The sequence below is a fragment of the Vibrio sp. R10-SG3-ISO10 genome, assembly GCF_059834185.1.
The window spans coordinates 248,549-274,420 of record NZ_JCBDHG010000022.1 but is presented as its reverse complement, the minus strand read 5'-3'; the positions used below and the strand labels follow the sequence as shown (position 1 = coordinate 274,420).

Sequence of the window (25,872 nt, the reverse complement as noted above, 5' to 3'; positions counted from 1 at the left end):
GATGGTGCCCTTACTTTCTGATTATAGTCGACTGTTTATTTGTTCTATCTCCTCACGCCAACCTTGCTGCAGGTTGGGCTTTTGATGTTTAGGTTTACGCTCAAGATCTTCTTCAAGTAACGTTTCTAGCTCTATCAAACGCTCCAACAGTTGCTCTTCGCCAGTTAGCTTTCCATCGAAGGGACTCAACTCCTGCTGATTATCAGATGCTTGAACAGCTAACGCTGTGTCAGGATGTTCGGCTATCTCTTGATACACCTCTTCAACACTTAGGTATTCGGTCAATGTGCCATTGTTGATTAACTAGAAACGATTGCAGCTTTGTTCAATGAGGCTACGGTCGTGGCTGACAATGAGTGCTGCACCATTGAACTCATTCAAAGTCGCAATCAGCTCTTCTTTGCCTTCCATATCCAAGTGGTTGGTTGGCTCGTCAAGAAACAACAGATGGTATTTCGCGAGGGTTAGGCCGATAAATAGCAGGCGCGCACGCTCACCACCACTGAGTGATGCCACATCTTGGTTATGCCGCGTATACTCAAAGCCTGCACCAATGAGCGAACGCTTAGCTATTTCACTATTCACGGATGAAAAGGCCTGTAAGGCGTCGCTTATAGTGTCAGAGTCTTTCAGCTGCTTGAGAGATTGGTCGTAATATCCTAAGCGACACCTGTCATGGAAGGTGACAGCCTGTGAGCTAAATGGGCTAATCTCGGTGAGATAATGTCGGTAAAGTTGGTTAAGCAGGGTTGATTTACCACAGCCATTACTTCCTAAAACCGCAATTCGGTCGCCACTTTTTACGCGCATTTCTACCATATTAAATAGATGGAAATGGCTATCTGGTGGTGTAACGCTAAACTCGCCGGTTTCAAGCAGTCGATTGGCAGGCAGAGCTTCACCTTGCAATACAAGCTGCCAAGGTGTGCCTTCTGTCAGCTCTGTTTGAGCTTCCTCTAAGCGCTCTTTTCTCGCGAACATGGTTTTTGCTTTACGGGCGAGATCTTCGTTGTCATAAACCTTACCCCAGGTCGCGAGCCGTTTAGCACTTTTCTCTATTCGGTCTATCTCTTTTTGCTCGTTGGCATGTCGGGCTTGGTCTTGCCGATCTTTCTCAAGTAGTGCTGCTCTTGCTTGGGTGCAAGGTAGGGCAAAATGATGAAGAGATTGATCTCGCATGACCCAAGTCGTATTTGTCACTCGATCTAGCAAAGTTTGGTCGTGTGAAACCAACACAAAAGAGCCTTTCCAATTGGAGAGAAACTGCTCTAGCCAAAGTAACGAAGGTAAGTCTAAGTGGTTACTGGGCTCATCGAGAAGCAGTAAGTCTGGCTGATTGATAATGGCTCTCGCGATAAGCAATCGCATCTGCTGACCACCACTGCAATTGGCGACAGGCATATCTTGCTCAGAGTCAGAAAAACCAAGCTCGGCCAACACCAGTTCAGCGCGCCAGTCGTCATCCACGCTTAATGTTTCGGCTAAAGCTTCACGGATATTTTGGCTATAAAGGTGCTCAGGAACATGTTGCTCTACATAGCTCATAAGGCAATGAGTTGCTTTGGCTATGTGACCTTCTGTCGGTTCATATTGACCATTGAGTAGCTTCAATAGAGAGCTTTTGCCACAGCCGTTATGACCAATGAGTCCAATTTTATCACCACGATTAAGGGTGAAGGTTAGTGCTTTAAACAGCGGGTTTGAGGTGTAGGAAAGAGTTAGTGATTGTGCAGTTAAATAAGTACTCATAATTTTCTCAAGAATTTGGGGCGCAAAAGGCCGTTGTCTGTGCTGACAATAATTCTTCGAGCTTGAGGGAAAGTACTCGGGGACGTTATTCGTCTATAGTTGATATTTCGCTCAAGTCGAGATTATCGCAGCGCGATATCTAAAACTCTTGAGCGAGCCTTCATGCCATAAAAGCGTGGGTTGATTGAACACCACAAAGACATAAATTCCTCCTTAAGTTAGTTATGAAAGTGTTGTCACTTTCGGTTATTCGTTGATGAGCATTTTAGCGCCATTGTCACTAATGTACAGAAAACTATCAGGGTTCAAGACTGCTTCGTGATAACAATCATAGGCTTATACTTTTGGCTTACGCCTCTTCTCTCAACCCTGAATTTATAAATTTGGGAGGATTTACATCATGTTGCTGTTGATAAAATCACCAAATACACATGCCAGACAAGGAGTCTCCCGTGAATCAACGTCAGTCGCAACAGCAAGAGTTTGACCTAAGTGAACGTAACCTAATTGTCGGTTGTGCTAAGCAATGCCCTATACCTCCCGAGTTACTGGCAGCTACCACTGCTGGCTCTGATTACGTTGTCGACACATTTCAAAGTGGACTAACCGCAGAAGTCTTTCGAGTTCGATTTGATGGCAAGGATTACACCCTGAAGAAAAAGAGGCCAGAAGCGAAGGTGAAAAACCTTGATGGTCAGTACTCCTTCCTTAACGAAGTCCAACGTCGTCTCGATATTCAGCAGCAAAAAGACGATACGAGTACTTCGCCGGATTTCGAGTGCATAGTGTCTACGATTTATGCTGATTATCGTTTAGGCATTATTCTGTCTGACTGGGTTGAAGGGGAACCCGTTAAACAGGTAACGAGTTCAATGCTCTCGCAGCTGTTTTCTACGTTATCAGCGTGCGAAAAGATAGGTCTATTTGAATGGGATTTATGCGCAGGTAACTTGCTTGTTGATGAGCAGCATAAATTATGGCTGTTCGACTTTGGTTATATGTATCCGTTCAATCCACTTAAAGAACTCAACAGCAATGGGCTAGAAGCACCTATGTTCAACTTCTGTGAGCGATTTGAAACTCGCTTCTTATCCGGTTGGTTGTTAGAGAATGATTTATCTTACAACGACTCTATTGAAGTTTTTAAAAATGTTAAGTACGAAGCGCTCAATACCTTAGTAGAACAGATAAATTGGCTGAGAAATAACGATGCAGATCTAGGTGTTCTTACCGAAAAAGAGAATCTTGCTAAATGCTACCAGCAAGCACTGGAGAATGATCACGAGCTCGACTCTTTGTTCCAAGTAGAAATGTTTCGCTCGCATGTACTCGATATTGAGGATGATCTTGATGGTCAAAGTTGTACACCGACTACTATTAAGCGAGTGGATTTAGTGCTGTCGATGATCCGCGAGCACTACAATAAGCTCAAGCAGCAAGGTGGACTTTTCTATCACAATGAAGGGAAAACCCAGCAGGAGCTTATTGAATCATACAATCACAAGCGAGAATTGGTGAAACGGTATCAAATTAAGTAGGAAGTTATTGTTCAAGGCAGAGCTTATCAGTTTTGACTCTCTAGAATCTCTACCAAACCGCCAGCGTTATGCAAATTGGTAAAGCCTTTTGCTTTTAGATACTGATAAGCCTTCCCTGAACGATTGCCGCTACGACAATACAGTACTATCTGAGTGTCTTTATCGATATCGGCAAAGTGAATGTTCAGCGCTGAGAGCGGGTAGTTCACAGCTTGTGGTAAATGCCCTTCTGCGAACTCTGGTGGCGTTCTGACATCAACAATCATTGCTCCTTGTTCTATCCATTGCCAGCCTATCTCTGCCCGCTCAGAGGCGAAAGCTGGAAGGCTTAGCGCAGCCAGTAATGTAAAAAGTAGTGTGAGGCGCTTCATGGTGGTTCCTTTTTGCTGTAACTCACTCAGCATATCTGATTGCTCTCTTTTCGCCGCGAGATAAGTCACAACACCTACTCTTTGCCCGTTTCGTAGTGATTTTTCTGTCACATTTTCTTACGTGTCTCTTTGAATAGAAACAACCTAGAAACATCTGTTGTGACTTGGGACTCAATAGAATCTTGATACAGCGAATGTATCACCATACCTTTTACCGAGTTTATCCGTAGCCCTATATTTGGCGTCGCTGACAGCACATTTTTATAAACATTTTTAAAGGTCTACGAATGAAACTCCAAACCCTAATTTGCGCAGCTTTACTTGCAGGTGCATCGACTTCTGCTATCGCTGGAGAAACCAAACTTGATGTTCGTTTTGGTTACAATACGACGTCAGAAAATCGTGATAGCCGCGTGAAGTTTATGCATACTTTCGAAAACGGTTTTTACTTCAGTGCAGAAGCGGCTCAGCTACATAACGACGCTTACTTTGGCAGTAATGATGCTAGCAACCCAGATAAAAACGGCCTGCAAGCGGCGGCTCAAGAGTTTGAAGCATCTTACAAGTTTAATCTCAATGAGGATTGGTATTGGTCTCCGGGTCTTGTGACAGTCACAACTTCAGACTGGACGGAATATCGCCCTTACTTAAAGCTAGGAACCACGTTTGACAATGGGGTGTCGATGACAGGTCGCTATCGCTACAACTGGTCAAATGAAGCTAACGGTAAGCAGTATCTGGATGGTAGCGGCACAACACGCGGTGCATCAAATCAGTTTGATTTGTGGATCTCTAAAAACATTGGTGATTGGGGTCTAATGTATAACCCTCGCTACCGTGTTCAAGACGGTGTTGATCAGGGTACAGGTCGAGACGATTACTGGGAGCACACCATCATGGTTAACTACAAAGTCGATGAAACTTGGACGCCATACATGGAGTTGGTGTCGGTAGACGAGACATATGTGGATAGCAATGGTAAGCGCGAAAATGACTACGCGGTGCGTTTTGGCGTTGTAATGAACCTGTAGTGTAGTTTTTTGTTCTCTATCTGTCCTTTGCCAGTCAGTTCATTGACTGGCTTTTTTATGTCTGGTTCTTTATAGCTAATCCGTCTTAACCAGAATGATTAAAGCTATTACAAGCGCTTGATTACCCACTACACTCTTCTAGCTAAAAGGGAGAGTCATGCACACTATTTCACTACTTGTCGTCGCGCTAATTGCCTTCGCCGCCAACTCATTTTTTTGTCGCCTAGCATTGGCGAATCACGCTATCGATCCGGGTTCTTTTACTTGGCTACGATTGGTTTCCGGAGCGGTAACACTGATGCTTATTCAAAGTTGGCGTGGTCAAATGAGCTATCGCTTCTTTACTGATAAACACAGCTGGTGGTCAGGCATCTCTCTTTTTGGTTATGCAGTTTGCTTTTCGTATGCTTACACCCGGCTCAGTACGGGGACCGGCGCTTTGATTCTGTTTGGTATGGTGCAGCTGACCTTAGTGGTGTTTCACGTTATTTCTGGCAATCGCTTGAGTGTGAAAGAGATGCTAGGTATTGGGGTGGCTCTATCTGGCTTTACTGTTTTAATGCTACCGTCGGCAGAGGCTCCGGGTTTGAGTGCCGCTGCTCTAATGCTTGTTTCTGGCGTTTGTTGGGGCATTTTCACTCTGTTAGGGCGTCAAAATAGCGTTGCTTCAGTGTCTATTACCCAAGGGTTTATGCTCGCAAGTGTGCTTGCTTTTGCTGCCAGCCCACTACTTGTCTCGATTGAAACTGTCACGGCTGATGGCGTTTTGTGGGCGTTACTGTCGGGCGTCTTTGCTTCCGGTTTTGGCTACATTTTGTGGTATCAAGTTGTAAAGCATATCTCAGTTCTTCAGGCGTCTGTCTCTCAGTTAGCGGTGCCTGTGATTGCTTTTGCCGCAGGAAGTATAGGGTTAGGTGAATCGATAACGCTGACCGCTGCTATCTCATCATTACTGGTATTGGGTGGGATTGCCCTTATCTTCGCGGCCCGAGCGAAGAGTTAGCCCGCTAACAGCTCTCGTCCGATCAAATCGACTAGCTCTAAGATATGGATTTGAGATTCGCGATGATATGGTGAGATACCATCGACCTGTTCTTCCAAGTCGAGGTTGATACCTGCTATGCCTGCTAATGTTGAACCTAAATGACTAATTGCAAAAACCTTTAATCCTTTGCGCTTAGCATTGTGGGCCATATCGACCACAGCTTGAGTCTCTCCTGATTTACTAATTAGGATGACTGTGCCTGATTCTGCGCGAGCTAACTGGTGAATATCGGTAATGACTAAGTGAGGAATGTTAGCGAGGGAAAGAAAGCGCGACAAATACGAAACGCTCACAATCGACGCCCCACGAGAGTATAGATAGACCACCGGAGAGTGAATCAGCGACTGAGCTATCTTGTCGACTCGCTGCGCTTGGTCATCGCCCTGAGTTGTTGGCGAGACATCTTTATTCAGGTCGTCGGCGAGTTTGTATCTGAGCTCAGTGTAGCTCGCATAGCCCATCTTTTTACACACCCGATTTACCGATGTTGTTGTGGTCAAGGCCTTGTTGGCTATCGTCTTGGCTGAGACTGAATCTAGCTCTTTGGCGTGGCTGATCAGGTACTCATATATGACTCGTTCGATCCCTTTAAAGGTATTCATCGCTTACACTAAGACTTAATAACAGAATGGTTAATATTAGGCGTTAAAATGCGGGAAATTACCTTGATAGTTATCACAAAAGTATCGTCATACATGGGTTGTACGAGGAAACTGTACCTTGATACATCACCGCTAAATATACTTGCCTCAGTTGATAAGTATAACGGTGAACAACCATGAGTAAGAAAAAACTCGTTGCAGTGACCGCTTGCCCTACCGGCATTGCACACACCTTTATGGCGGCTAAAAAAATCAAGGCCTGGGCTGAAAAGCAAGGCTATGAAGTGAAGGTCGAAACGCAGGGAAGTGATGGTGTTAAAAACAAACTCACTGCTCATGATATTGCAACCGCAGACGGCGTTGTTCTAGCGGTTGATGTACCTATTATGGACATGGAGCGTTTTGATAACGCTAATCCACTTCAGGTTCGTACTCAAGAGCTGATCAAGCGCGTCGATGATTTGTTACCAACGGTATTTTTACGTGGTAAGGAAAAGTCGGACGCAGATGTCGAAGTGCATGATGAAAAGCGTTCGGCTTACCAAGTTGCTATCGGTCATATCATGACAGGTATCAGCTACATGTTGCCGGTCGTGGTGCTGGGTGGTCTGTTGATGGCTGTCGCCAAAATCACTGGTGAGTTCATCGATATTTCAGGTACGCCTATCCAAACCTTAGATAAACTTGGCTTCATGACCATCAAGTTTATGTACCCAATCTTTGCTGGTTACCTCGCGTATTCGATTGCTGGCAAACCAGCATTGATTCCTGCTTTTATTGGCGGCTTGATGACCGATGAGCCTTACAAGCGATTCTTTGATTTAGAAGGCTGGGCGCCATCTGGCTTCTTCGGTGCGATTGCGATTGGTTTCCTTGTCGGTTACCTGGTTCGCTACCTTAACGATGTGATTAAGGTGAAAACTGAACTGACCACACTCAAGACCATGCTACTTGTCCCAGCGGTGACGGGTGTCGTGATGGTGCTTACTATGGAGTACGCGATTAACCCATTCTTTGGCGCTGTAAACCTAGCGATGATCGACCTGTTTACTCAAGCCGGTGATGCTGGGCGCGGGATCTACTCAATGGTAATTGCCGCAGGTACAGCCTTTGACTTAGGTGGTCCAATCAACAAAGCCGCAGGCTCGGTTGCGCTTGGTTTGAACGGCATGGGTGAAGGGTTTGACCTGATTGCTCGTGAGTTGGGTATCGTTATTCCACCAATCGGTGTGGGCATCGCGGCGCTGCTGGATGGCAAGTTCCGCAAACCAGTTTTCTCAAATGAAGAGCGCACGGTCGGTAAAACTTCTCTGATGCTGGGCCTAATCGGTATCTCAGAAGGTGCGATTCCATTCATTCTGAAAAATCCTAAGATGATTCCAATCATGATTCTGGGTTCAATTATCGGTACGCAACTGGCTGTCGTTCTCAACGTATGGCAAAGCCTACCACTACCAGCCGTTTGGGGATGGTTCCTATCTTCTGACCCAATCAGCTACACCATTTCTGTTATCGCGGGTTCTATGTTTATCGCTATAGCTCTACTGCTGTGCACTAAACCAGACCACGCAAAAGCCTAAAAACGTCTAGCGGGGAGGCTCGCCTCCCCAAACTATCAAGAATTTATCGAGAGTTTCCCCATGGCAAAAGTACATGTCATTCCTCACACTCACTGGGATCGTGAGTGGTATTTTACTCAGCAAGACAGTGACGTTCTGGCGACTTATAACTTCACCAAAGTAATTGAAACTTTGGAGAATCAACCAAGCTACAGCTGCTACCACTTAGATGGTCAATCTGCGATTGTTGAAGATTATCTCAAAGTGCTGCCGTACATGCGTGAGCGTATGGCTAAATTGGTGAGCGATAAAAAACTCTTTATCGGCCCTTGGTACACTCAGACCGATACCTACAATGTGGCAGGTGAGTCGATTATCCGTAACCTGAAGTACGGCATGCATATCGCAGAAGAACTCGGTCACAGCATGAAGGTCGGCTACCTGCCGGACACCTTTGGTCACAACGCGCAAATGCCAACACTGTTCAAAGGAATGGGGATCGATAACATCGTATTTTGGCGTGGTATTGATTACGACCAACACGTAGAAAAATCGCACTTCTTCTGGGAGTCGCAAGGTGGTGATTCAATCTACGCTTACAACCTAGTTCATGGTTACGGCGCGGCGAAAAACATTGTTCCTGATGCAGATCATCTGGATAAGAAAATCTTCCCGATGATTGACAAGATCAAATCGCTGTCAGGTCTCGATGAAGTGCTGATCCCATCCGGTGGTGACCAGGTCAACATTGACCCGAACCTACCGGAAACTTTGCAATCAGCCAGCGAACGTTCGCCTAGTGGAGACCTCTACACCATCTCATCGATGGAAAGCTTTGTTGATTTTCTTCGCCGCAACAGCAGTGAATTTGAGACTTACCAAGGTGAGTTCAAAGCGCCGCGATACACTCGTATCCATAAGACGATTGGCTCTGTTCGCTATGACATTAAAAAACTTAACTTCGAGATTGAGCAGTTCTTACTCAAGAAGCTTGAAGTTGTGATTGCGATTGCCAAGGCGCAAGGCATCACAGTTCACACTGAGCTGGTGGATATGGCTTGGAAGAAGATCCTTGAATGTCATGCCCATGACAGTATGGGAGGGTGTAATAGCGATGCCACCAACGCTGACATCATGCACCGTCTAAAGCAAGCTGAAGAGATCTGTCACGGCTTATACAACCTAGTGGTGAAAGAGATTGCGAGCACCGCATGTGATGACAATGAAGTGATGCTCTTTAATGGCCAAATCACACCATTTAGCGGCGTTGCTAAAGTTATTGCTTTCTCTAAGCACCCATCTATTGCCTTGTCGGATGGCAAAGCCCTGCTTGCGACCGAAATTCTAGCGCGTGAGACGTTAGATGGTGGCAAAGTCATTGAAGTGACCAAAGATGGTGAGAAAGAAGTCGCCGTGCCGCCGTACTACCGCTTTGAATTGAACGTGAAGGTGTCCAACCTTCCTGCGATGGGTTATCAGGTCTTCCAAGTGGTTGAGTCAGAGTCAGCGATGCTTACGCAGAGCAGTGACGTCCAAACGATTGAAAATGCGGCGTTAACCGTCACGCTGAAAGATGGCGAACTGAGCTTAACTAACAAAGCGACAGGCCGCGTGATTGGGCAGTTGCTGCGTTTTGAAGAGCAGGCTGATGATGGGGATTCTTACGACTTTTCGCCTTTAGAAGGGGACGCGCCACGTTACCTTAATGAGTTGACTTGGTTATCAAGCCAAGTAGGTGAGACTGAGCAGACGATGACGCTGTTGGCAACAATGCCAGTGCCTTCAGATTTAGAGTCGCGTCAAGCAGGCAACGAGCTGGTTCAAGCCAGTTTTGAAATTACATTGACGCTAGATGCCAACGACGAGCAGCTTAAAGTCGCAATTCACACTGTAAATCAGGCGTGTGACCACCGCGTTCGTGTACTGATTAACTCCGATGTACAAAGCCAGGAGTCTGTCGCCACTCAGCCGTTTGCTGTGATGACGCGTCCAATTGCACCGAGTGTTGAAGGCTGGCAAGAGCGCTTCCGTGAGTGTCCGATTGATATTGAAACCACAGATGGTGCGGTTGCGATTGAGCAAGCAGGTAAAGCGGTGGTGATTAATGGTCGCGGCCTGAAAGAGTTCCAAGTTTTGCAAGGTGAACAGAGTGATGTGATTGCGCTGACGCTGTTTAAAGCAACGGGTAAGCTAGGTAAAGATGATTTGTTGTGGCGTCCGGGGCGTGCTTCCGGTATCAACAATACCGTGGTTTACACGCCAGATGCTCAGCTGCAAAAATCGATGAGCTTTGCTTTCTCGGTTGCGATGCCGACGGATGCTAGCCATCAAACGCTGCGAGCCCTAGAAAGCCAATATCTCGACCTGCCGTTTAGCTACCAGAAGCAGTCACTAAACAGCTTTGAAAATCGTCTCGAACGTTTCCAAGTCCGCTTTGACACCCGTTCAGCAGTTAAGTCATTCAGCTTGTTTGAAGTAAATCAGGCACTGACGCTTTCAAGTATTGGTCACTCCTTCTATCAAGACAATGCTGTTGTTGTGCGCCTGTTTAATGCCACAGAGGATGTGCAGCAACTTGATACCACTGCGTTTGCCCATTTTGCTCAGATGGAGCGTGTGAACTACCGCGAGCAGAGCGTGGAACAAGAGTGGTCAGTCAAACCGAACAACTCAATCGACCTACGCATTAGCTTTAAAATCTAGTGGAGCAGAGTATGAACAACGAGAAAATCTACCAAAAAGTCGCTTTGCTCTACGGTGATGAGCAAGCGGAAAGCATCACCCAAGATATCTTAGCTCTGGTTGAAAAGTGGCAAGGCAAAGCACTTCAGTATTCCAACTGGGTCGATGAGACAACATCATATCTCATCACTTACGGAGACAGCGTACAAGAGCAAGGCCGGCCAACTTTAGCAACGATGAAAACCTTTGCTGACAAGTATCTGAAAGGCGCATTGAGCAACATTCATATCTTGCCAATGTTCCCATACACCTCAGACGATGGTTTTAGTGTGGTTGATTATCGCAAAGTCGATCCTAATTTAGGCGACTGGAGCGAGCTTAACGCACTAGCTGAAAACTTCGATTTGATGTACGACTGCGTGATTAATCACATCTCTAAAAGCAGTGACTGGTTTCAGCGCTTTTTAGCCGGTGATGAAGCTTATCAAGATTACTTTATTGAGTCTGACCCAAGCCTAGATTATTCGAGTGTTACGCGCCCCCGCGCATTACCGCTCCTAACACCGTTTACCAAGGCTTCGGGTGAGACAACTCATGTGTGGACCACCTTCTCAGAAGACCAGATAGACATTAACTTTAAGAGCCCACAAGTTCTGCTGGAAAGCATTGATATTTTGCTGATGTATGCGGCAAATGGTGGTCGTTCGATTCGTTTAGATGCGATTGGTTTTATCTGGAAAGTACTGAACTCGACCTGTATCCACTTAGAGCAGGCTCACGAGATCATTAAGTTGTGGCGCATTGTGCTCGACGAGGTGATGCCGGGTTCTCTGCTGATCACCGAAACCAATGTACCGCACAAAGAGAACATCTCTTACTTTGGTCAAGGCGATGAAGCGCACATGGTGTATCAGTTCCCATTGCCACCATTAACCTTGCACGCGTTCTTGAGCCAAGATAGCCAAGTATTAACAACTTGGGCTAAAGGTTTAACGGCAGAGGCGATGGAGTCTCTCAATACGGAACGCAAGACAACCTACTTTAACTTCCTCGCTAGCCATGATGGCATCGGTGTGCGACCAACAGAAGGGATCTTGAGCGATGACGATCGTCTGATGATGTGTCAGCACGTCGAACGCAAAGGTGGACGAGTTAACTACAAGAATAACGGTGACGGCACCCAGTCGCCTTACGAACTGAATATCAACTATTTGAGTGCGGTGACAGAGCCTAACGATAGTGACGAGTTAAAAGCGAGCAAGTTCCTAGCTGCGCAATCTATTTTGCTCTCGTTCATCGGTGTGCCTGCGGTTTACTATCACAGCTTACTTGGCAGTGAAAACGATGTACAAGGCATGTTGGATTCGGGCATTAATCGCCGCATTAACCGTGAGAAGTTTAATTTTGCTCAGCTAGAAACTGAGCTGGCTGAAGAGGGCTCGTTACGTCAACGTGTTTACAGTGAAATGACGCGTCTTCTCCAACTGCGTAAAGGGCAAAAAGCCTTCTCACCAAGCTCATCTCAGCAAGTGTTAGAACTAGGTCATGGGCTGTTTGGGCTTAAACGCGGTGAAGGGGAAAGTGCGATTCAATTTGTGGTCAACCTATCAGAGCAAGCAACGGAAGTGTCGCTAGAAGCAAGCGGTTTGGATCTGATTTCACAGCGCGAGTTTGATGCGCAATTTACACTTAAACCATATCAATTTGTTTGGCTGACTCAGCCGCAAGCTCAGTAGTAGGAGTTTATGATGAAACTAGCTAACTTAACGTCTGAAAATCTAATCATGCTCGATGCTACCTTTGATGGGCGCTTCGCGGCGATCAATGCCTTGGTCGACAAAATTGATCAAGCGGGCAAGTTAACTGATCGTGACCAGTTCCTTGAAGCTGTACTTAAACGCGAAGACGAAGGCCCAACAGCTCTCGGCGAATACTTAGCGGTGCCACATGGTAAGTCGCCAGCAGTAAAAGAGCCGGTGTTTGCGTGTGCGTTTGTTAAAGATGAGATGCAGTGGAAAGGTCTCGATGGTGATGAGCCGGTGACCATGATTTTCCTATTGGCGATTCCGCCAGCAGAAGCGGGTTCTACCCATATGGAAGTGCTGACTACACTGACTTCTTCATTAGTGGACGATGATTTTCGTGACCAACTGCAAGCAGCGAACTCTCCGCAGCAAGTGATGGCGTTGTTTGGTGCAGAGCAAGAGGCAGAGAATCATGCAAAGCAGCCCGCTGAGTCAGATCAAGATGAGCCAAATTCAACCGAAGAGTTAGCACAAGATCTTAGCCGCTTTGCTTATCCGTTGGTGCTTGGGGCGGGTGTGCTGATTTCAGCATTCCTCTTCCTATTACTTTAATGGTGCGTTATGTCTGTTTTTAAACTGGATAACGTTATTCAAAACTACGCGTGGGGCAGTAAAGAGTCGATTTCTAAAATGTTTGGGATCGATAACTCGGACTGCCAACCGCAAGCGGAGATTTGGATGGGCGCACACCCCAATGGATGCTCGCGTGTCGCTGCGACGGGAGAGCTGCTTTCCGATGTGATTGCCCAAGACAGCAAAAGTATCTTTGGCGATTACACGGCAATGCGTTTTGGTGAGCTGCCATATCTGTTTAAGGTACTTGCGGCAGAAACGCCGTTGTCGATTCAGGTTCATCCAAGTAAACATAAAGCGGAAGCAGGATTTGCGCGTGAAAATGAGCAGGGGATTGAACTTAACGCTGCCCATCGTAACTACAAAGATCCGAACCACAAGCCTGAGTTGGTGTATGCGTTAACCTTCTACAAGGCGATGAATGGATTTCGGCCTATAAGTCAGATCATCGACTTGTTCCAACAAGCGGGTATTGCAAGCTTAGATGCTGAGGTAGGCGCGCTTGAGGCAAAACCTAACAGCGATGGCTTAGGTGAGTTTTTCATTGCCATTATGTCTTTGGATGAGCAGAGAAAAAACCGCGCCTTAGAACAGCTTGATCAAGCATTGGTACGTGGTCCTAAAACCGCCTTGATGCGTGAAGTGTTTGAGTATGTAGCGGAATTTAACAAGCACTACCCAGGTGATATTGGTTTACTTTCTCCGTTGTTTCTTAACACAGTTGAGTTAGCGCCAGGTGAGGCTATGTTCCTTCATGCTGAAACGCCGCACGCTTATGTACAAGGCACTGGGCTAGAGATCATGGCCAACTCGGACAATGTGCTGCGCGCAGGCTTAACGCCCAAGCATATTGATGTGGATGAGTTGATTGATAACACCTTGTTTGTCTCGACCAATCCGGAGCAAATTAAGCTGGTACCTATCTACAAAGAAGGAAAGCTGAGTTACCCCATTCCAGTAGATGACTTTGGCTTTGACATCTTAACCGCCAGTGATGCTATTAAGCGTCAATACCTTCGTAGTGCTGAGATACTGTTCTGTGTTGAGGGGGAGGTTCAGGTCGAAGTAAATCAGCAAGCGCTGCGACTAAAACCGGGAGAGTCAGTGTTTATCAGTAATGATTCAGGTATGTACAGTTACCAAGGGAATGGCACCCTAGCACGTGCCTATAACTAAGGTTAAAGAGTCAAAATAAAAATCCCCAAGTTTTAGCTTGGGGATTTTTTATTTTTAGCGATTGGTTACAAACCTGAGGTCATGTGCAGGCTGTAGAACAAACCGCGACCAATTAGCTCAGATGCGAGGATTAACACTAGCGCTATGCTTAGGTTGACCGGGTTAACGCTTGATTTGTTGATCATTGGCAAAGCCCAAATCAGTAGGCCAGCCATCAACAACGCTACTTGAACACCAAGGTAGACTCCTAAACCATCAACCAGCTGGGATGCTTTGACCACTGAAGTTTGAATATCACCAATTAGGTTGGCTTTGCCCATTGTGATAACGAGGCTCAACGCCACAGTTACGACAGCAAGCATGATGATATTGCGATCAACGATGAAGCGTGAGTCATTCGCTGACACAATCACAAGTTGAGACAGTAGCAAACCTGCAACCACCATAGTCATGATGAAGCTCAGCGGTGTATAGGCGTTAAACCAAGTCGGCACGGTATCAATCATGTAGACGTTAATCATCGCGTACATGAAGATCGCCCCAAGTACCATCGCCGCAATCATCAGTGCTTTTTGGATACCCGCTCCACCTTTTTTCAGTACAGAAAGCAGCCATTGCAAACCACCTACCGCAAAGAAAGCGGCACCGAAGAAGATTTCATTCGATAGCCATGCGGTTCCCACTTGGTTTAGTGCGTTGAAGGCACGTAATGGAGAGCCTAAGTGAGTAGTAGAGAACAAGAAACCCACTCCCATTAGAGCCCAAAGTACAAACATCGGGACCTTATAGCTGTTGATTTTATCTTCATCATGGCCCATTGCGAGTGCGCGAGCACTGACTAGAATGTAGCCACCCACAGCGGTTTGCGCTAACACCGTAAAGAAGATCAACGAATACTCATGGAAAATCATCTTACACCTCCTTAGGGTTCGCTAAGAAACCACTGGTATCACCGGTTGGTTTTGAGTTTTTGTTGAGCTTAATCACTATGTTTGGCAGCGTTAGGCTAGAGGATGGCAATGGTGCCACATCAGCTGTGGTGCCGTATTTTTCACGTAGTTCTCCGATCTCACCAAACTCAAGTGCGCGCAGAGGGCAAGATTCAACACACATCGGCTGTTTGCCTTCTGCCACACGCTCATAGCAGCCGTCACACTTAGTCATGTGACCTTTCTCTTTACTGTACTGTGGTGCGCCGTAAGGGCAGGCATTGCTACAGTGCTGACAACCGATACACACGTCTTCATCAACGACGACAAGACCGTCTTCGGTGCGCTTATGCATTGCGCCAGATGGGCACACTTTCACACATGCTGGGTTAGAGCAGTGGTTACAAGCAATCGATAGATAGTACGAGAAAACATCTTTCTGTACCCAAGTGTCGCCATCTTGAACAAAGCCGCCACCGGCGTATTCGTAAACGCGGCGATAGTTACGTTTGATGTCTAAGTCGCGGTAATCTTTACAAGCAAGCTGGCAAGTTTTACAACCAGTGCATTTACTTGAATCAATGTAAAAGCCGTATTGTTTCATTCCAACCTACCTTATGCTTTAACTGCTTTAATCTGAACAAGGTTTGTATGCTGAGGGTTACCCTTAGCAAGCGGACTTGGGCGCTGTGTGGTCAATACGTTGATTGAGCCAGCGTGGTCGACCTTCTGACCATCAGGTGCATACCAAGCACCTTCACCAAGTGCGACAACACGCGGTAAAATACGTGGGGTCACTTTTGCTGGGATACGAACCTCGCCACGGTCATTGAAAATACTGACCATGTCTCCGTTTTGAATACCGCGCTCTGCTGCATCAATCGGGTTGATCCACACTTCTTGACGTGCGGCTGCTTTAATTTCAGCCACGTTGCCGTACGTTGAGTGACAGCGAGCTTTATAGTGGAAGCCTGTCAGTTGTAGTGGGTACTTGCTCGCTAGTGGGTCATTGTGACCTTCGAATGAGTCTACATAGATAGGTAACGGGTGAATGACATCGCCATCTTTGAGTTCCCAAGTCGCCGCGATTTCAGCCAGTTGCTCGGAGTAAATCTCTATCTTGCCACTAGGAGTGTTGAGTGGATTCGCTTCTGGGTCGTTACGGAAATCTTCGTAAGCAATGTAGTCGCGGTTGTATTGGCGCTTGTAAATACCTAGCTCTTTCATCTCTTCGAATGTAGGGAGAGATGGGTCTTGCTTGCGCGTTTCAGCATAAAGGTGTTCTACCCATTGCTCTTGAGTTCGACCTTCGGTAAAGGCCTGCTCTACACCCATGCGTTTAGCAATTTCACTGCACATCTCATAGATGCCTTTTGCTTCGAACTGCGGCTCGATCGCTTTCTGTGCATAGATGAAGTAAGGCGCATTAGCGGCTTTACCATCCATCGCCCAGTCATCTTGCTCTGACGTTGTTAAATCTGGCAGTATGATGTCTGCGTATTTCGCTGACGAAGTCATGTGGTTGTCGATCACTACGATCATTTCACACGCCTTGTCATCTTGCAGAATATCGTGTGTACGGTTGATGTCTGCATGTTGGTTGATCAAGCAGTTACCCGCATAGTTCCAAATCATCTTGATTGGGTTTTTAAGACGCTCTGCGCCACGAACACCATCAGTCTTATCGGTCATCTCATGGTGACGGTAGATTGCATCCGTCCAAAGGAACATTGAGATAGAGGTTTCGATCGGGTTAGGGACGGTTGGGAAGCGCACAAATGGAATGTTGATGTCACTTTCACGTGCTCCTGTTGAGCCGCCTGCAACACCGACAGAACCTGTAAGCAGAGAAAGCATTGCAATCGCGCGACAAGCGAGCTCGCCGTTTGCAGTGCGTTGTAGTCCCCAACCTTGGTGGATAGCACAAGGTTTGTTCGTGCCCATTTCCCGTGCAAGCTTAACGATGGTATCGACTGGAATACCCGTGATTTTTGACGCCCACTCAGGTGTCTTAACAATGCCGTCTTCGCCTTTACCGAGAATGTAAGACTTGTAATCGCTGTTTTTAGGCGCAGAGGCAGGAAGCGTCTTCTCATCGTAACCGACACAGTATTTATCTAGGAATGGCTGATCAACAAGGTCTTCGGTGATCATGACATAAGCCAAACCAGCAACAAGGGCAGCGTCGGTAGATGGGCGAATTGGAATCCACTGATCTTCGCGACCGCCTGCAGTATCTGTGTAGCGCGGGTCAATGATGACGGTTTTGGCGTTCGACTTATTCTTACTTTCAACGTAATGGTGAATCAAACCACCGCCAGACATACGCGTTTCAGCTGGGTTGTTACCAAACTGAACGTTGAGCTTAGTATTGGCTAAGTCAGAGAAAGAGTTGTTGTTTGCCCAGCCACCGTAGGTGTAGCTCAAACCTTTGGCGATTTGTGCTGTCGAGTAGTCACCATAGTGGTTTAGGTATCCACCACATAAGTTCATAAGGCGAGCAATCAATGTTGACGCAGGTGGCCAAGACTTAGTGACCGTACCGCCCAGTGTGCCTGTACCATAGTTGAGGTAGATAGAGTCGTTACCATACTCTTTGATAAGGCGCTGCATCGTACCTGCAACTTCATCGTACGCTTCTTCCCAGGTAATGCGCTTGAACTTACCTTCACCCCGCTTACCTACACGCTTCATTGGGTATTTAAGTCGGTCAGGATTGTAGACACGGCGACGCATAGAGCGACCACGCAAGCAAGCTCTTACTTGGGTGCTTTCGCCATAAACATCGCTGCCAGTGTTGTCGGTTTCAACGTACTTGATTTCACCATCTTGCACATGCATACGCAGCGGGCAACGTGAACCACAGTTAACGGTACACGCACTCCACACAACTTTTTCGTCGACGTGTTTTGAAACAGCGGCAGCAACAGGTTTTGAAGTGAATGGTAAGCTGATACCACTGGCCAATGCCGCAGCGCTACCTACCGCCGAAGAGGCTTTGATAAACCCTCGGCGAGTAAGATTCATTACTCCAGATTCTTTTTTGTTATTCGTCATACAAAGATGCCTTTTATATTACTAATGGGTAATACTTTATAGGTAGTTTGTTGTCGGTAATATCAAGGATTGGACTCGTTTTGATAAAAATCAAAATAACGTGCTATAAATTTTAATATTTGTATTTTTGACATTCATTTAATATTAAATAGTGAGTGGTAATTTATAATTAATCACAGTTAAATTTAATGAAAATAGAAATGATTATCGATACTGCAAAGTTGTTGGGAATATTATTCCATCAAAAGATAAGCAAAAATGAGCTAATCGAGCTTACTACCGCACTTGTAGAAGATGGGGTATTGAGTGAGGTGACTATACAGTCACTATTGGAGCTTGATGAAGACACATTAAACGCTGACTTTACAGAGCTTTTTGAAGGGTTAGGTGAGATGAAAGCTCCGCCATGGGGTTCTGTTTACCTAGATAGAGAGAAAGTCGTCTTTGGCGATTCAACGGTTCAATATCGCCAGTTTTTATCAGACAACGAAATTGAATTAAATACGGGTATTAGAGAGCCAGAAGACCAATTTGGTTTGATGCTATTAGCGTTTGCGTTTTTATTAGAAAATAATAAATCGAAAGCTGCTAAGATATTAATGGAGTCTCACTTATTAGTTTGGGGAATGAGTTATCTAGATTTATTAAATAAAGTTTCACACAATAAGTTTTATAGTCTATTAGCCTTAGATGTCTCTAACTGGCTAAATAAACTTATTATTGACTTAGAGTTAGTCGTTGAAGAGAAGAAAATATACTTAAATGATTGAAGCTATTGATACAAATCGCAGAGGGTTTCTCTCTCGGCTATCTAAACCAGTAAGTCGCTTATCTGAGCAACCAGAGCAAACGCCAAGAAAAGCGCCGCGACCACCTAAAGCTGTGGATGAGGCGCTTTTCTTGCGTCTCTGTGATGGTTGTGGCGAATGCCAACGTATTTGTCCCAATAGTGTTATCGAGATGAGTGATCAAACTGCAAGGCTCAATCTGGATTACAACGAGTGTTCACTATGTGACGAGTGTACTAAGGTGTGCTCCAGTGGCGCGTTACACGCTTCTCAGAACAGCAAAGTCAATCTACGACCAAACTTCTCTCAGAGCTGTAATAACTACCTACAAATTGATTGTCAGCAGTGTGCTGTTGGGTGTCCTCAATCAGCAATCCGTGTTGAAGAGGGCGAGCGTCCAGTGGTAGACGAAGAAAAATGCAATGGCTGCGGGCAATGCCGCAGCCATTGTTATTTAGGTGCTATTTCAATGGCTTTTCATTCATAGCAATTGTTGGCACAAACAAAGTGTTTAGTCTGTGATGGTTACTTTGTTGATCTTAATTGTGTCTAAAGGCACGTCATCGTGGCCTTTCTTACTGCCAGTCATGGCTTTACCTATGTTGTTCACCACGTCCATCCCTGTGGTCACTTTACCAAACACGGCATAGCCCCAGCCTTGGTTGGTTTTGGCGGTATGATCAAGAAAGTCATTGTCGTCTAGGTTGATAAAGAACTGTGCTGTAGCAGAATGCGGGGCATCAGTTCGAGCAAAAGCGATGGTACCGGTTTTGTTCTTTAGGCCGCGGTTCGCTTCGTTAGCGATAGGTGCATGGGTCTCTTTCTCGGTCATGTCTTCAATATGACCACCACCTTGAATCATAAAACCGTCAATCACACGGTGAAAAATCGTGCCTTCATAAAACCCTTCTTGGCAGTAACGTAAAAAGTTTTTTGAACTAACAGGGGCTTTTTCCATGTTCAGTTCAATTTCGATATCGCCATAAGTGGTTGATAAAATGATCATTGTTATTACTCGTTGGGAAAGAAAACCCTGAGATTATAGCAAGTTTATGCCGCAGAAAATAATCATCGTCCTCTATTGATAACAGTCAGCTAATGTTCGTTTTAGGATGACTGCCTGCTAAATCCGGTCATTTCTAGTGTTGGATCTTTCCACCTTAACCCTGCCTTAACCCCAGCGTTTGATACCTTGTCTGTATATTAGCGGGAGATAACAACGATGACATTTCGATACTCAATTCTTGCTCTGATGTTGACGGCTGTTACGGGCTGCGCGGTGGGGACTAATGCCGATTTTGCACAACAGGCTGAGCAAAACGGTGCCCAGTCTGTTGATCGTTTGCTCAAACAAGTTATAGCAGAACGACAAATCACATCGATGACACGGGAAGCCACCCAAGTAACTGAGTTAACTGACTTGATTTCAGTGCCAGAGCTTGAGAGCTACTTAGACATTGCGTTTTCAAACAGCCCTAGCCTGCAACAAAGCGTGATCGCGTTGAAAATTGCTTATGCTCAACAAGGCGTTACTGTTGCCGAACAGCTACCTACTGCGAGTGCTAGCTTTTCGGGTCAATCCAAACAAGATACTGACGACAGCTATACGGGTGAAGTGACCGTGAGTTGGGAGCTGGATTTGTGGCAAAAACTGGCAGATAGCAGCGAGGCAGCACGGAAAGATATTGCGGCTTCTCAGGCAAGCCTACAATCAGCCAAAAACTTGCTGGCGGCTAATATCATGCGTAATTGGTTGGAAATAAGCGCCAATCAGCAGTTGCTTGATATTGAGCGAAGAAGGCTTGAAGTGCTGGAGAATAATGAGCTGTTGGTATTGGAGCGCTATCAGGTGGGACTGGGAAGCTTAGAAGATTTAGACAATGCGAAAGCCAGTACGGCGTCAACTCGCGCTACTGTTGCTGAGTATGAAGAAAGCTTAGAAAAGAGCAAACGTAGTCTCCAGTTGCTTACTGGACAATGGCAATCTGAGTTGGGGCAGCCAGAGGTCGCAATGACGTTTCCAAAAGTGGTCAACCCTCTTGATTCTCTCGCTGAGCAGAACATGGCTGGCAGACCAGACTTGCAGCAAGCTTTCTACAATATCGAAGCTGAATCTCTTCGTACCGATGCGGCATACAAAGCCATGTTGCCATCTTTTAGCTTAACGGCAAGTTTGACGGATATTGCGCAGTCACCAAGTGAAGCTTTGTTCACCGACCCATTGTGGGGGTTACTTGGGCAGTTATCGGCACCACTTTTTCAGGGCGGGAAACTCAAATCTCAAGCCGAAATTGCTGAGCTCACAACAGAGCAAAGCTATTGGACTTATCAGGAAACCTTACTGACGGCGATCAATGAAGTCGAGAATGCTGTGGGGCAGGAGTATTCGCTCGAAAAGCAGCAGTTACATTTAAATCAAGCATTCGCAAGCTCGAAGCGTAGCTTTGTCAGTTACGAAGAGAAGTATCGAAAAGGTCTGGTCGACATCTTTGATTTACTGACCGTTCAGCAGCAGACCTATGATACTGAATCTCAACTTGTTAACGCCACCTATCAACGTTTATTAAACCGAATCGATTTAGGCCTAGCTCTGGGCTTGGGAGTATCATCATGAAACAAAATGCCATCACTTTAGCGGTGACAATTGCTGCTGTAGCAAGCGTCTTTGCAGCTCTTGGCTATAATGGCAGCCACATGGCTCAAGCGGGCGAGAGTAACCAGTCTGAGCAGGAGATGCCAGATACCTTGCAGCAACCAACGGTGAACGAGAGTTTAAAACTCCAACAAGTCGCAGTTCAGATGACGACCAGTGCTAGTTATCAGGCTCAGGTGGTCGGTTATGGAGAGACTCGTTCAAGGTATCAGCTCAATTATGCCAGCGAAGTCAGCGGCAGGGTGATCTCATTGTCTAATGACTTTGAAACAGGAAGAGTGGTCAGTAAAGGCACCATATTGGCAAAGCTGGATGATACTGGGTACCAACAGGCGTTGGCGCAAGCCAAGTCAGATGTAGCGACGGCTGAACTTGAGCTTTTAGAAGAGCAACGTGAGGGAGAGCAGGCGAAGTCGGAATGGAAGCGCTCAGGTCTGAGTGGAGAACCGAACTCTCCATTAGTGCTCAGAGAGCCTCAACTCGCCAGTGCGGAAGCCAAATTAGCGAATGCGAAACAGGCACTGAAGAAAGCGGAGAAAGACTTAAAAGATACGGCAATACGCGCACCTTTCACCGCGTTAGTTGTAAGCAGAGAGGTTCAACCAGGGAGCTATTTGAGTACAGGCAGTGCAGTTGCCACCTTATACAGTGTTGAGCATGTCGAAGTCGAGGTGCCCCTGTCAGCGCAGCAATGGAAAAATCTGCCGACCTCGAGCGATTTAGGTGACTGGCAGGTGACGCTAACTGACAGCAGTGGCGCTCACCAATGGCTTGGCAAGGTTGAGAGAAAATTCCAACATGTGACCCAAGATACTCGCCAACGTTCGTTGGTCGTGGTTGTTGACAACCCCCTCGAACAAGACTCGCCTCTTTATCCTGGCACTTTCGTGAAAGCAACGCTTAGCGGAGCCGAAGTCGATGGCCTGTGGGAAGTGCCCGCGTCAGCGATTTCCCAACAGGGTGAAATCTGGACGGTTGACGGACAAGGTCTGTTGCAAAAATCCAACGCCAGCAAGCAGTTTGTTGGTGATGGTAAAGTGTACGTGACCCCAAGCTTAGCAGACGATATGGCTCAAGTCGTTATCAGACCACTGAGTAACTTCAAGCCAGGACTGAAAGTCATGCCAAAGGAGGAGGGATAAAATGGAACAACCTTCCCAAACGCCTAAAGGCATGATCGCTTGGTTTGCTCAAAACCCGGTTGCCGCTAACCTACTTATGCTAGGAGTTATAATCGTCGGTCTGCTCTCGGTGAACTCATTGCGCAAGGAAGCCTTCCCAAGCATGGAGCCGGACATCGTAACTGTGTCCGTTAACTATAACAGCGGCGATCCTATTCAAGCAGAAGAGGGGATTTCGATAAAGATTGAAGAGGCTTTAGAAACTGTCGCGGGTATAAAGCGCATTACGTCGACTTCTAGTGCATCGGGTAGCCATGTTTCCATAGAAAAAGAGACCAACTACAGTCTTGATACTCTGCTGACTGACGTGAAAACGAAAGTGGACGCCATTAACAATCTGCCGACAGAAGCTGATAACCCGGTGATTGATAAGGCTCGAATGCAAGATCACGCTTTGTGGGTTCAACTTTATGGCGATGCTGATCGCGCTACGTTGCAGGATTTAGCTGAGCAACTCAAGGCCGATCTGTTGGCAGAAAGTGCCATTCGTGATCTGGAAGTTAAAGCAGAAATTGATCCTATGATTTCGGTCGAGGTTAATGAGAGTCGATTGCAAGCTTATGGCTTAACGCTTACCGATGTATCTGAAGCGATCAATGCCGAATCTTCCACTAGCATTTCAACCAGCCTGCGCAATGATGAGAAAACGGTGCGCCTAAAGGTGTCTGAACAAGCCTACGAGGTCGAGGATTTCAAAGCGATTCCCGTTATATCGACCCCTGACGGTAGCCAAGTTACGTTAGGTGATATTGCTCGTGTCACGGATGCCTTTGAGGAAGATACGTTTAGCTTGTCACGATACAACCAAAGTAATGCGATGGGCATTCAAATTGTCATGGATGAGTATAGTGATGTTGTGCAAATCGTTGAGCAAGCTAAACAGGTAGTCGAGCAATGGCGTAACAGCAACCTGCTGCCGGAAAACGTCAGTATCGAAACTTGGTATGACAAAAGTACCTTGATCAAAGATCGACTATCTTTGCTGGCTAAAAATGCACTGACGGGTATCGCTTTAGTCTTTATCGTATTGGCGCTGTTTCTCAACATTCGCGTCGCATTTTGGGTTGCAGCCAGCTTACCGTTTGTTTTCTTCGGCACACTGTTCTTTATGACCGATTCCTTCGTGGGTTTAACCATTAATGAGATGACGACTTTTGGATTTATCATGGCTCTGGGGATCGTGGTGGATGACGCAGTTGTAGTAGGTGAGAGCATCTATTCGACTCGGCGTGCACAGGGGGATACGCTAAATAATACGATACTTGGCACATTGAAGGTGGCGGCACCGACTGTTTTTGGTGTGCTGACAACGGTCGTTGCTTTTCTTTCGATTGCAGCTGTTGATGGAAAAATGGGCCAGATTTATGCGCAGTTTGCGACTGTAGTAACTATTTGTTTGCTGTTATCGCTCGTAGAGTCGAAGTTTATTCTTCCGGCACACCTTGCTCATATTAATACGCATCGAAGTGAGAAAAAAGGCATCTGGAACCGTATCCAGCAAGGTGCAGACAATGGACTGGAGTGGTTCAATCAAAGAGTGTACAAACAGGTGATTAAGCAGGCGTTAAAGTTCCGTTATGCTGTCGTCATCGCCTTTATCGCGCTGTTTATTCTTGTTATTGGTATGCCACTTACAGGAGCCGTGAGAATCGCTTTCTTTCCTGATATTGCAGGCGATACAGTCAGTGCTGAAATCAGTATGTATAACGATTCTAGCTTTGGGCAGACGCAGACTAACCTCTTAAAGCTTGAAGCCAATGCACTTAAGGCCGATCAGCAATTGAGATCGGATGTAAAAAACCATGATGAGGATCTGTCCTACATTACAAGCCTTCAAGTCATTGCTGATGAAGACCGAAATGGCACGGTACAGGTAGAGCTGTCGCCTGACGCGAACTACAGCTCTAGTGAGTTTGCGGATTTGTGGCTGCAAATGTCTGGACAGATGGAAGGGGTGAAGAAGCTTAAAGTCCTCTCTTCGATGGAAATGGTTGATAACTTTAAAGTAGAGTTGAAAGCCAGCGACGAAACGGTTCTCACTCATGCAGGGAAGGCGTTTAAGCAGTTTCTGGAACAAACACCAGGAGTAAGTGGCATTGATGACAATCTAGATCTCGGGGAGCCGCAATACCGCTTCGAATTGACCGAACAAGGGCGTGCTTTAGGTATGGATACGGCGACTTTGGCTAAGCAGGTATTACAGGCGTTCGGTGGTGATATTGTTCAGCGCTTTCAGCGAGGCAAAGATGAAGTCAAAGTCCGAGTGCGTTACCCAGAAAGTGACCGTCAAACGTTGGCTGATATTCAGAAATCGAGTGTTCGTACTCCTGATGGCAAGGTGGTTCCTATGCTATCAGTCGCGAATGTCTACTCTGACTACCAACAAGCGGAAATCACTCGTATTGATAATTTGCGCGCAGTTTATCTGACTGCTGTGGTGGATAAAGATGTGGTGTCGTCTAATGAACTGGTGGCTCATTTGGAGAAAACGCTGGTGCCTCAGCTTAAATCGGATTATCCGACGCTAAAGATAGACTTTACTGGGGAAGCGGAACAGCAGAAAGAGTCGACAGACTCAATGCAATCGACTTTTGTTATGGCACTGGTGGTGATTTTTGCTCTGCTGGCGATACCGTTAAAATCTTACGTTCAACCACTTATTATTATGGTGGCGATTCCGTTTGGTATTGTAGGTGCGATCTTAGGCCACTGGCTCAATGACCTGACGATAAGTATCCTGTCTTTAAATGGGATTCTTGCTCTGAGTGGTGTTGTGGTCAATGATAGTCTGCTGTTGGTATCTAGGTTTAATGAGTTGACGAGAAATCATAACGTCCCCGTGGGTGAAGCCATTGTAGAGTCGTGCAGCAGCCGACTCAGAGCGGTATTGCTAACCTCTGTCACCACCTTTGCTGGCTTGGCTCCGTTGTTGAGTGAAACCTCGATGCAAGCGCAGTTCCTAATTCCAGCCGCCGCTGCATTAGGTTACGGTATTTTATTCGCTACGGTGATTACATTGGTGCTAACCCCATCACTGCTACTGATCCAATGCGATATTCACAATGGTTTTGATAAATTGAAGACAGCGGTGATGGGTGAGAAAAAGCTCGCACAGAGTGTTTAGCGTCTAGAT

19 protein-coding genes and 1 pseudogene are annotated in these 25,872 nt (G+C 46.3%); 13 read left to right on the top strand and 7 right to left on the bottom strand.

What is annotated here, in order from left to right; translation table 11 throughout:
- Nucleotides 1-21: 21 nt before the first annotated feature.
- A pseudogene (locus AC6R16_RS14660) lies at nucleotides 22-1,749 on the bottom strand (ABC-F family ATP-binding cassette domain-containing protein).
- Nucleotides 1,750-2,201: 452 nt separating this feature from the next.
- Between AC6R16_RS14660 and AC6R16_RS14655 the strand changes: the two are divergent.
- Nucleotides 2,202-3,287, top strand: a complete 1,086-nt coding sequence (locus AC6R16_RS14655) for a protein kinase family protein (protein WP_500674853.1) — start codon at nucleotides 2,202-2,204, stop codon at nucleotides 3,285-3,287.
- A gap of 26 nt (nucleotides 3,288-3,313) precedes the next feature.
- On the opposite strand, the gene AC6R16_RS14650 is transcribed toward AC6R16_RS14655, so the two are convergent.
- Nucleotides 3,314-3,658, bottom strand: coding sequence for a rhodanese-like domain-containing protein (locus tag AC6R16_RS14650; protein WP_500675344.1), 345 nt, complete (start codon nucleotides 3,656-3,658; stop codon nucleotides 3,314-3,316).
- Nucleotides 3,659-3,945: 287 nt separating this feature from the next.
- Between AC6R16_RS14650 and AC6R16_RS14645 the strand changes: the two genes are divergently transcribed.
- Together AC6R16_RS14645 and AC6R16_RS14640 are read left to right on the top strand one after the other, a co-directional pair.
- Complete coding sequence (locus AC6R16_RS14645; protein ID WP_500674852.1) at nucleotides 3,946-4,689, top strand: oligogalacturonate-specific porin KdgM family protein; 744 nt, start codon at nucleotides 3,946-3,948, stop codon at nucleotides 4,687-4,689.
- Between the two features lie 157 nt (nucleotides 4,690-4,846).
- Nucleotides 4,847-5,692, top strand: a complete 846-nt coding sequence (locus AC6R16_RS14640) for a DMT family transporter (protein ID WP_500674851.1) — start codon at nucleotides 4,847-4,849, stop codon at nucleotides 5,690-5,692.
- Here the strand turns inward: AC6R16_RS14640 and AC6R16_RS14635 are convergent.
- Nucleotides 5,689-6,336: a MurR/RpiR family transcriptional regulator gene (locus AC6R16_RS14635; protein WP_500639796.1), complete on the bottom strand. Its 648-nt coding sequence runs from the start codon at nucleotides 6,334-6,336 to the stop codon at nucleotides 5,689-5,691. The two genes, AC6R16_RS14640 and AC6R16_RS14635, sit on opposite strands and share 4 nt — an antisense overlap.
- A gap of 176 nt (nucleotides 6,337-6,512) precedes the next feature.
- Here AC6R16_RS14635 and AC6R16_RS14630 point away from each other — a divergent pair, with 176 nt between their 5' ends.
- Genes AC6R16_RS14630 through manA form a run of 5 tightly spaced genes read left to right on the top strand, consistent with a single transcriptional unit; the run spans nucleotide 6,513 to nucleotide 14,131 of the window.
- Nucleotides 6,513-7,916 carry a PTS fructose transporter subunit IIC gene (locus tag AC6R16_RS14630; RefSeq protein ID WP_500674850.1) on the top strand — a complete coding sequence of 468 codons (1,404 nt, stop codon included), beginning with the start codon at nucleotides 6,513-6,515 and terminating at the stop codon, nucleotides 7,914-7,916.
- A 60-nt stretch (nucleotides 7,917-7,976) separates the two neighbouring features.
- Nucleotides 7,977-10,598, top strand: a complete 2,622-nt coding sequence (locus tag AC6R16_RS14625) for a glycoside hydrolase family 38 N-terminal domain-containing protein (protein WP_500674849.1) — start codon at nucleotides 7,977-7,979, stop codon at nucleotides 10,596-10,598.
- A gap of 11 nt (nucleotides 10,599-10,609) precedes the next feature.
- Entirely contained in the window at nucleotides 10,610-12,313 is a 1,704-nt protein-coding gene (locus AC6R16_RS14620) for an alpha-amylase family glycosyl hydrolase (protein ID WP_500674848.1), read from the top strand.
- Between the two features lie 12 nt (nucleotides 12,314-12,325).
- A complete protein-coding gene (locus tag AC6R16_RS14615) occupies nucleotides 12,326-12,934 on the top strand; it encodes a fructose PTS transporter subunit IIA (protein ID WP_500675343.1) in 609 nt (202 codons plus the stop codon).
- 9 nt (nucleotides 12,935-12,943) lie between these two features.
- Nucleotides 12,944-14,131 carry a mannose-6-phosphate isomerase, class I gene (manA, locus tag AC6R16_RS14610; protein ID WP_500674847.1) on the top strand — a complete coding sequence of 396 codons (1,188 nt, stop codon included), beginning with the start codon at nucleotides 12,944-12,946 and terminating at the stop codon, nucleotides 14,129-14,131.
- Between the two features lie 65 nt (nucleotides 14,132-14,196).
- Here manA and AC6R16_RS14605 read toward each other — a convergent pair whose 3' ends face one another.
- From AC6R16_RS14605 to AC6R16_RS14595, 3 genes are read right to left on the bottom strand one after another with little or no spacing between them, the layout of a single operon-like run.
- Entirely contained in the window at nucleotides 14,197-15,042 is an 846-nt protein-coding gene (locus AC6R16_RS14605) for a dimethyl sulfoxide reductase anchor subunit family protein (RefSeq protein ID WP_500674846.1), read from the bottom strand.
- A gap of 1 nt (nucleotide 15,043) precedes the next feature.
- Nucleotides 15,044-15,664, bottom strand: a complete 621-nt coding sequence (locus tag AC6R16_RS14600; protein ID WP_239823972.1) for a DMSO/selenate family reductase complex B subunit — start codon at nucleotides 15,662-15,664, stop codon at nucleotides 15,044-15,046.
- Nucleotides 15,665-15,675: 11 nt separating this feature from the next.
- Nucleotides 15,676-18,117: a DmsA/YnfE/YnfF family dimethyl sulfoxide reductase gene (locus AC6R16_RS14595; RefSeq protein WP_500674845.1), complete on the bottom strand. Its 2,442-nt coding sequence runs from the start codon at nucleotides 18,115-18,117 to the stop codon at nucleotides 15,676-15,678.
- Between the two features lie 200 nt (nucleotides 18,118-18,317).
- On the opposite strand from AC6R16_RS14595, the gene AC6R16_RS14590 reads away from it, so the two are divergent.
- Entirely contained in the window at nucleotides 18,318-18,887 is a 570-nt protein-coding gene (locus AC6R16_RS14590; RefSeq protein ID WP_500674844.1) for a molecular chaperone TorD family protein, read from the top strand.
- A complete protein-coding gene (napF, locus tag AC6R16_RS14585) occupies nucleotides 18,880-19,392 on the top strand; it encodes a ferredoxin-type protein NapF (protein ID WP_500674843.1) in 513 nt (170 codons plus the stop codon). The genes AC6R16_RS14590 and napF overlap by 8 nt, the downstream gene beginning before the upstream one ends.
- A 24-nt stretch (nucleotides 19,393-19,416) precedes the next feature.
- Here the strand turns inward: napF and AC6R16_RS14580 are convergent, their stop codons facing one another.
- Nucleotides 19,417-19,911: a peptidylprolyl isomerase gene (locus AC6R16_RS14580; protein ID WP_500674842.1), complete on the bottom strand. Its 495-nt coding sequence runs from the start codon at nucleotides 19,909-19,911 to the stop codon at nucleotides 19,417-19,419.
- 216 nt (nucleotides 19,912-20,127) lie between these two features.
- Here AC6R16_RS14580 and AC6R16_RS14575 point away from each other — a divergent pair, with 216 nt between their 5' ends.
- From AC6R16_RS14575 to AC6R16_RS14565, 3 genes are read left to right on the top strand one after another with little or no spacing between them, the layout of a single operon-like run.
- Nucleotides 20,128-21,519, top strand: a complete 1,392-nt coding sequence (locus AC6R16_RS14575) for a TolC family protein (RefSeq protein ID WP_500674841.1) — start codon at nucleotides 20,128-20,130, stop codon at nucleotides 21,517-21,519.
- Nucleotides 21,516-22,700: an efflux RND transporter periplasmic adaptor subunit gene (locus AC6R16_RS14570; protein ID WP_500674840.1), complete on the top strand. Its 1,185-nt coding sequence runs from the start codon at nucleotides 21,516-21,518 to the stop codon at nucleotides 22,698-22,700. The genes AC6R16_RS14575 and AC6R16_RS14570 overlap by 4 nt, the downstream gene beginning before the upstream one ends.
- 1 nt (nucleotide 22,701) lies before the next feature.
- Entirely contained in the window at nucleotides 22,702-25,863 is a 3,162-nt protein-coding gene (locus AC6R16_RS14565) for an efflux RND transporter permease subunit (RefSeq protein ID WP_500674839.1), read from the top strand.
- Nucleotides 25,864-25,872: the final 9 nt, after the last annotated feature.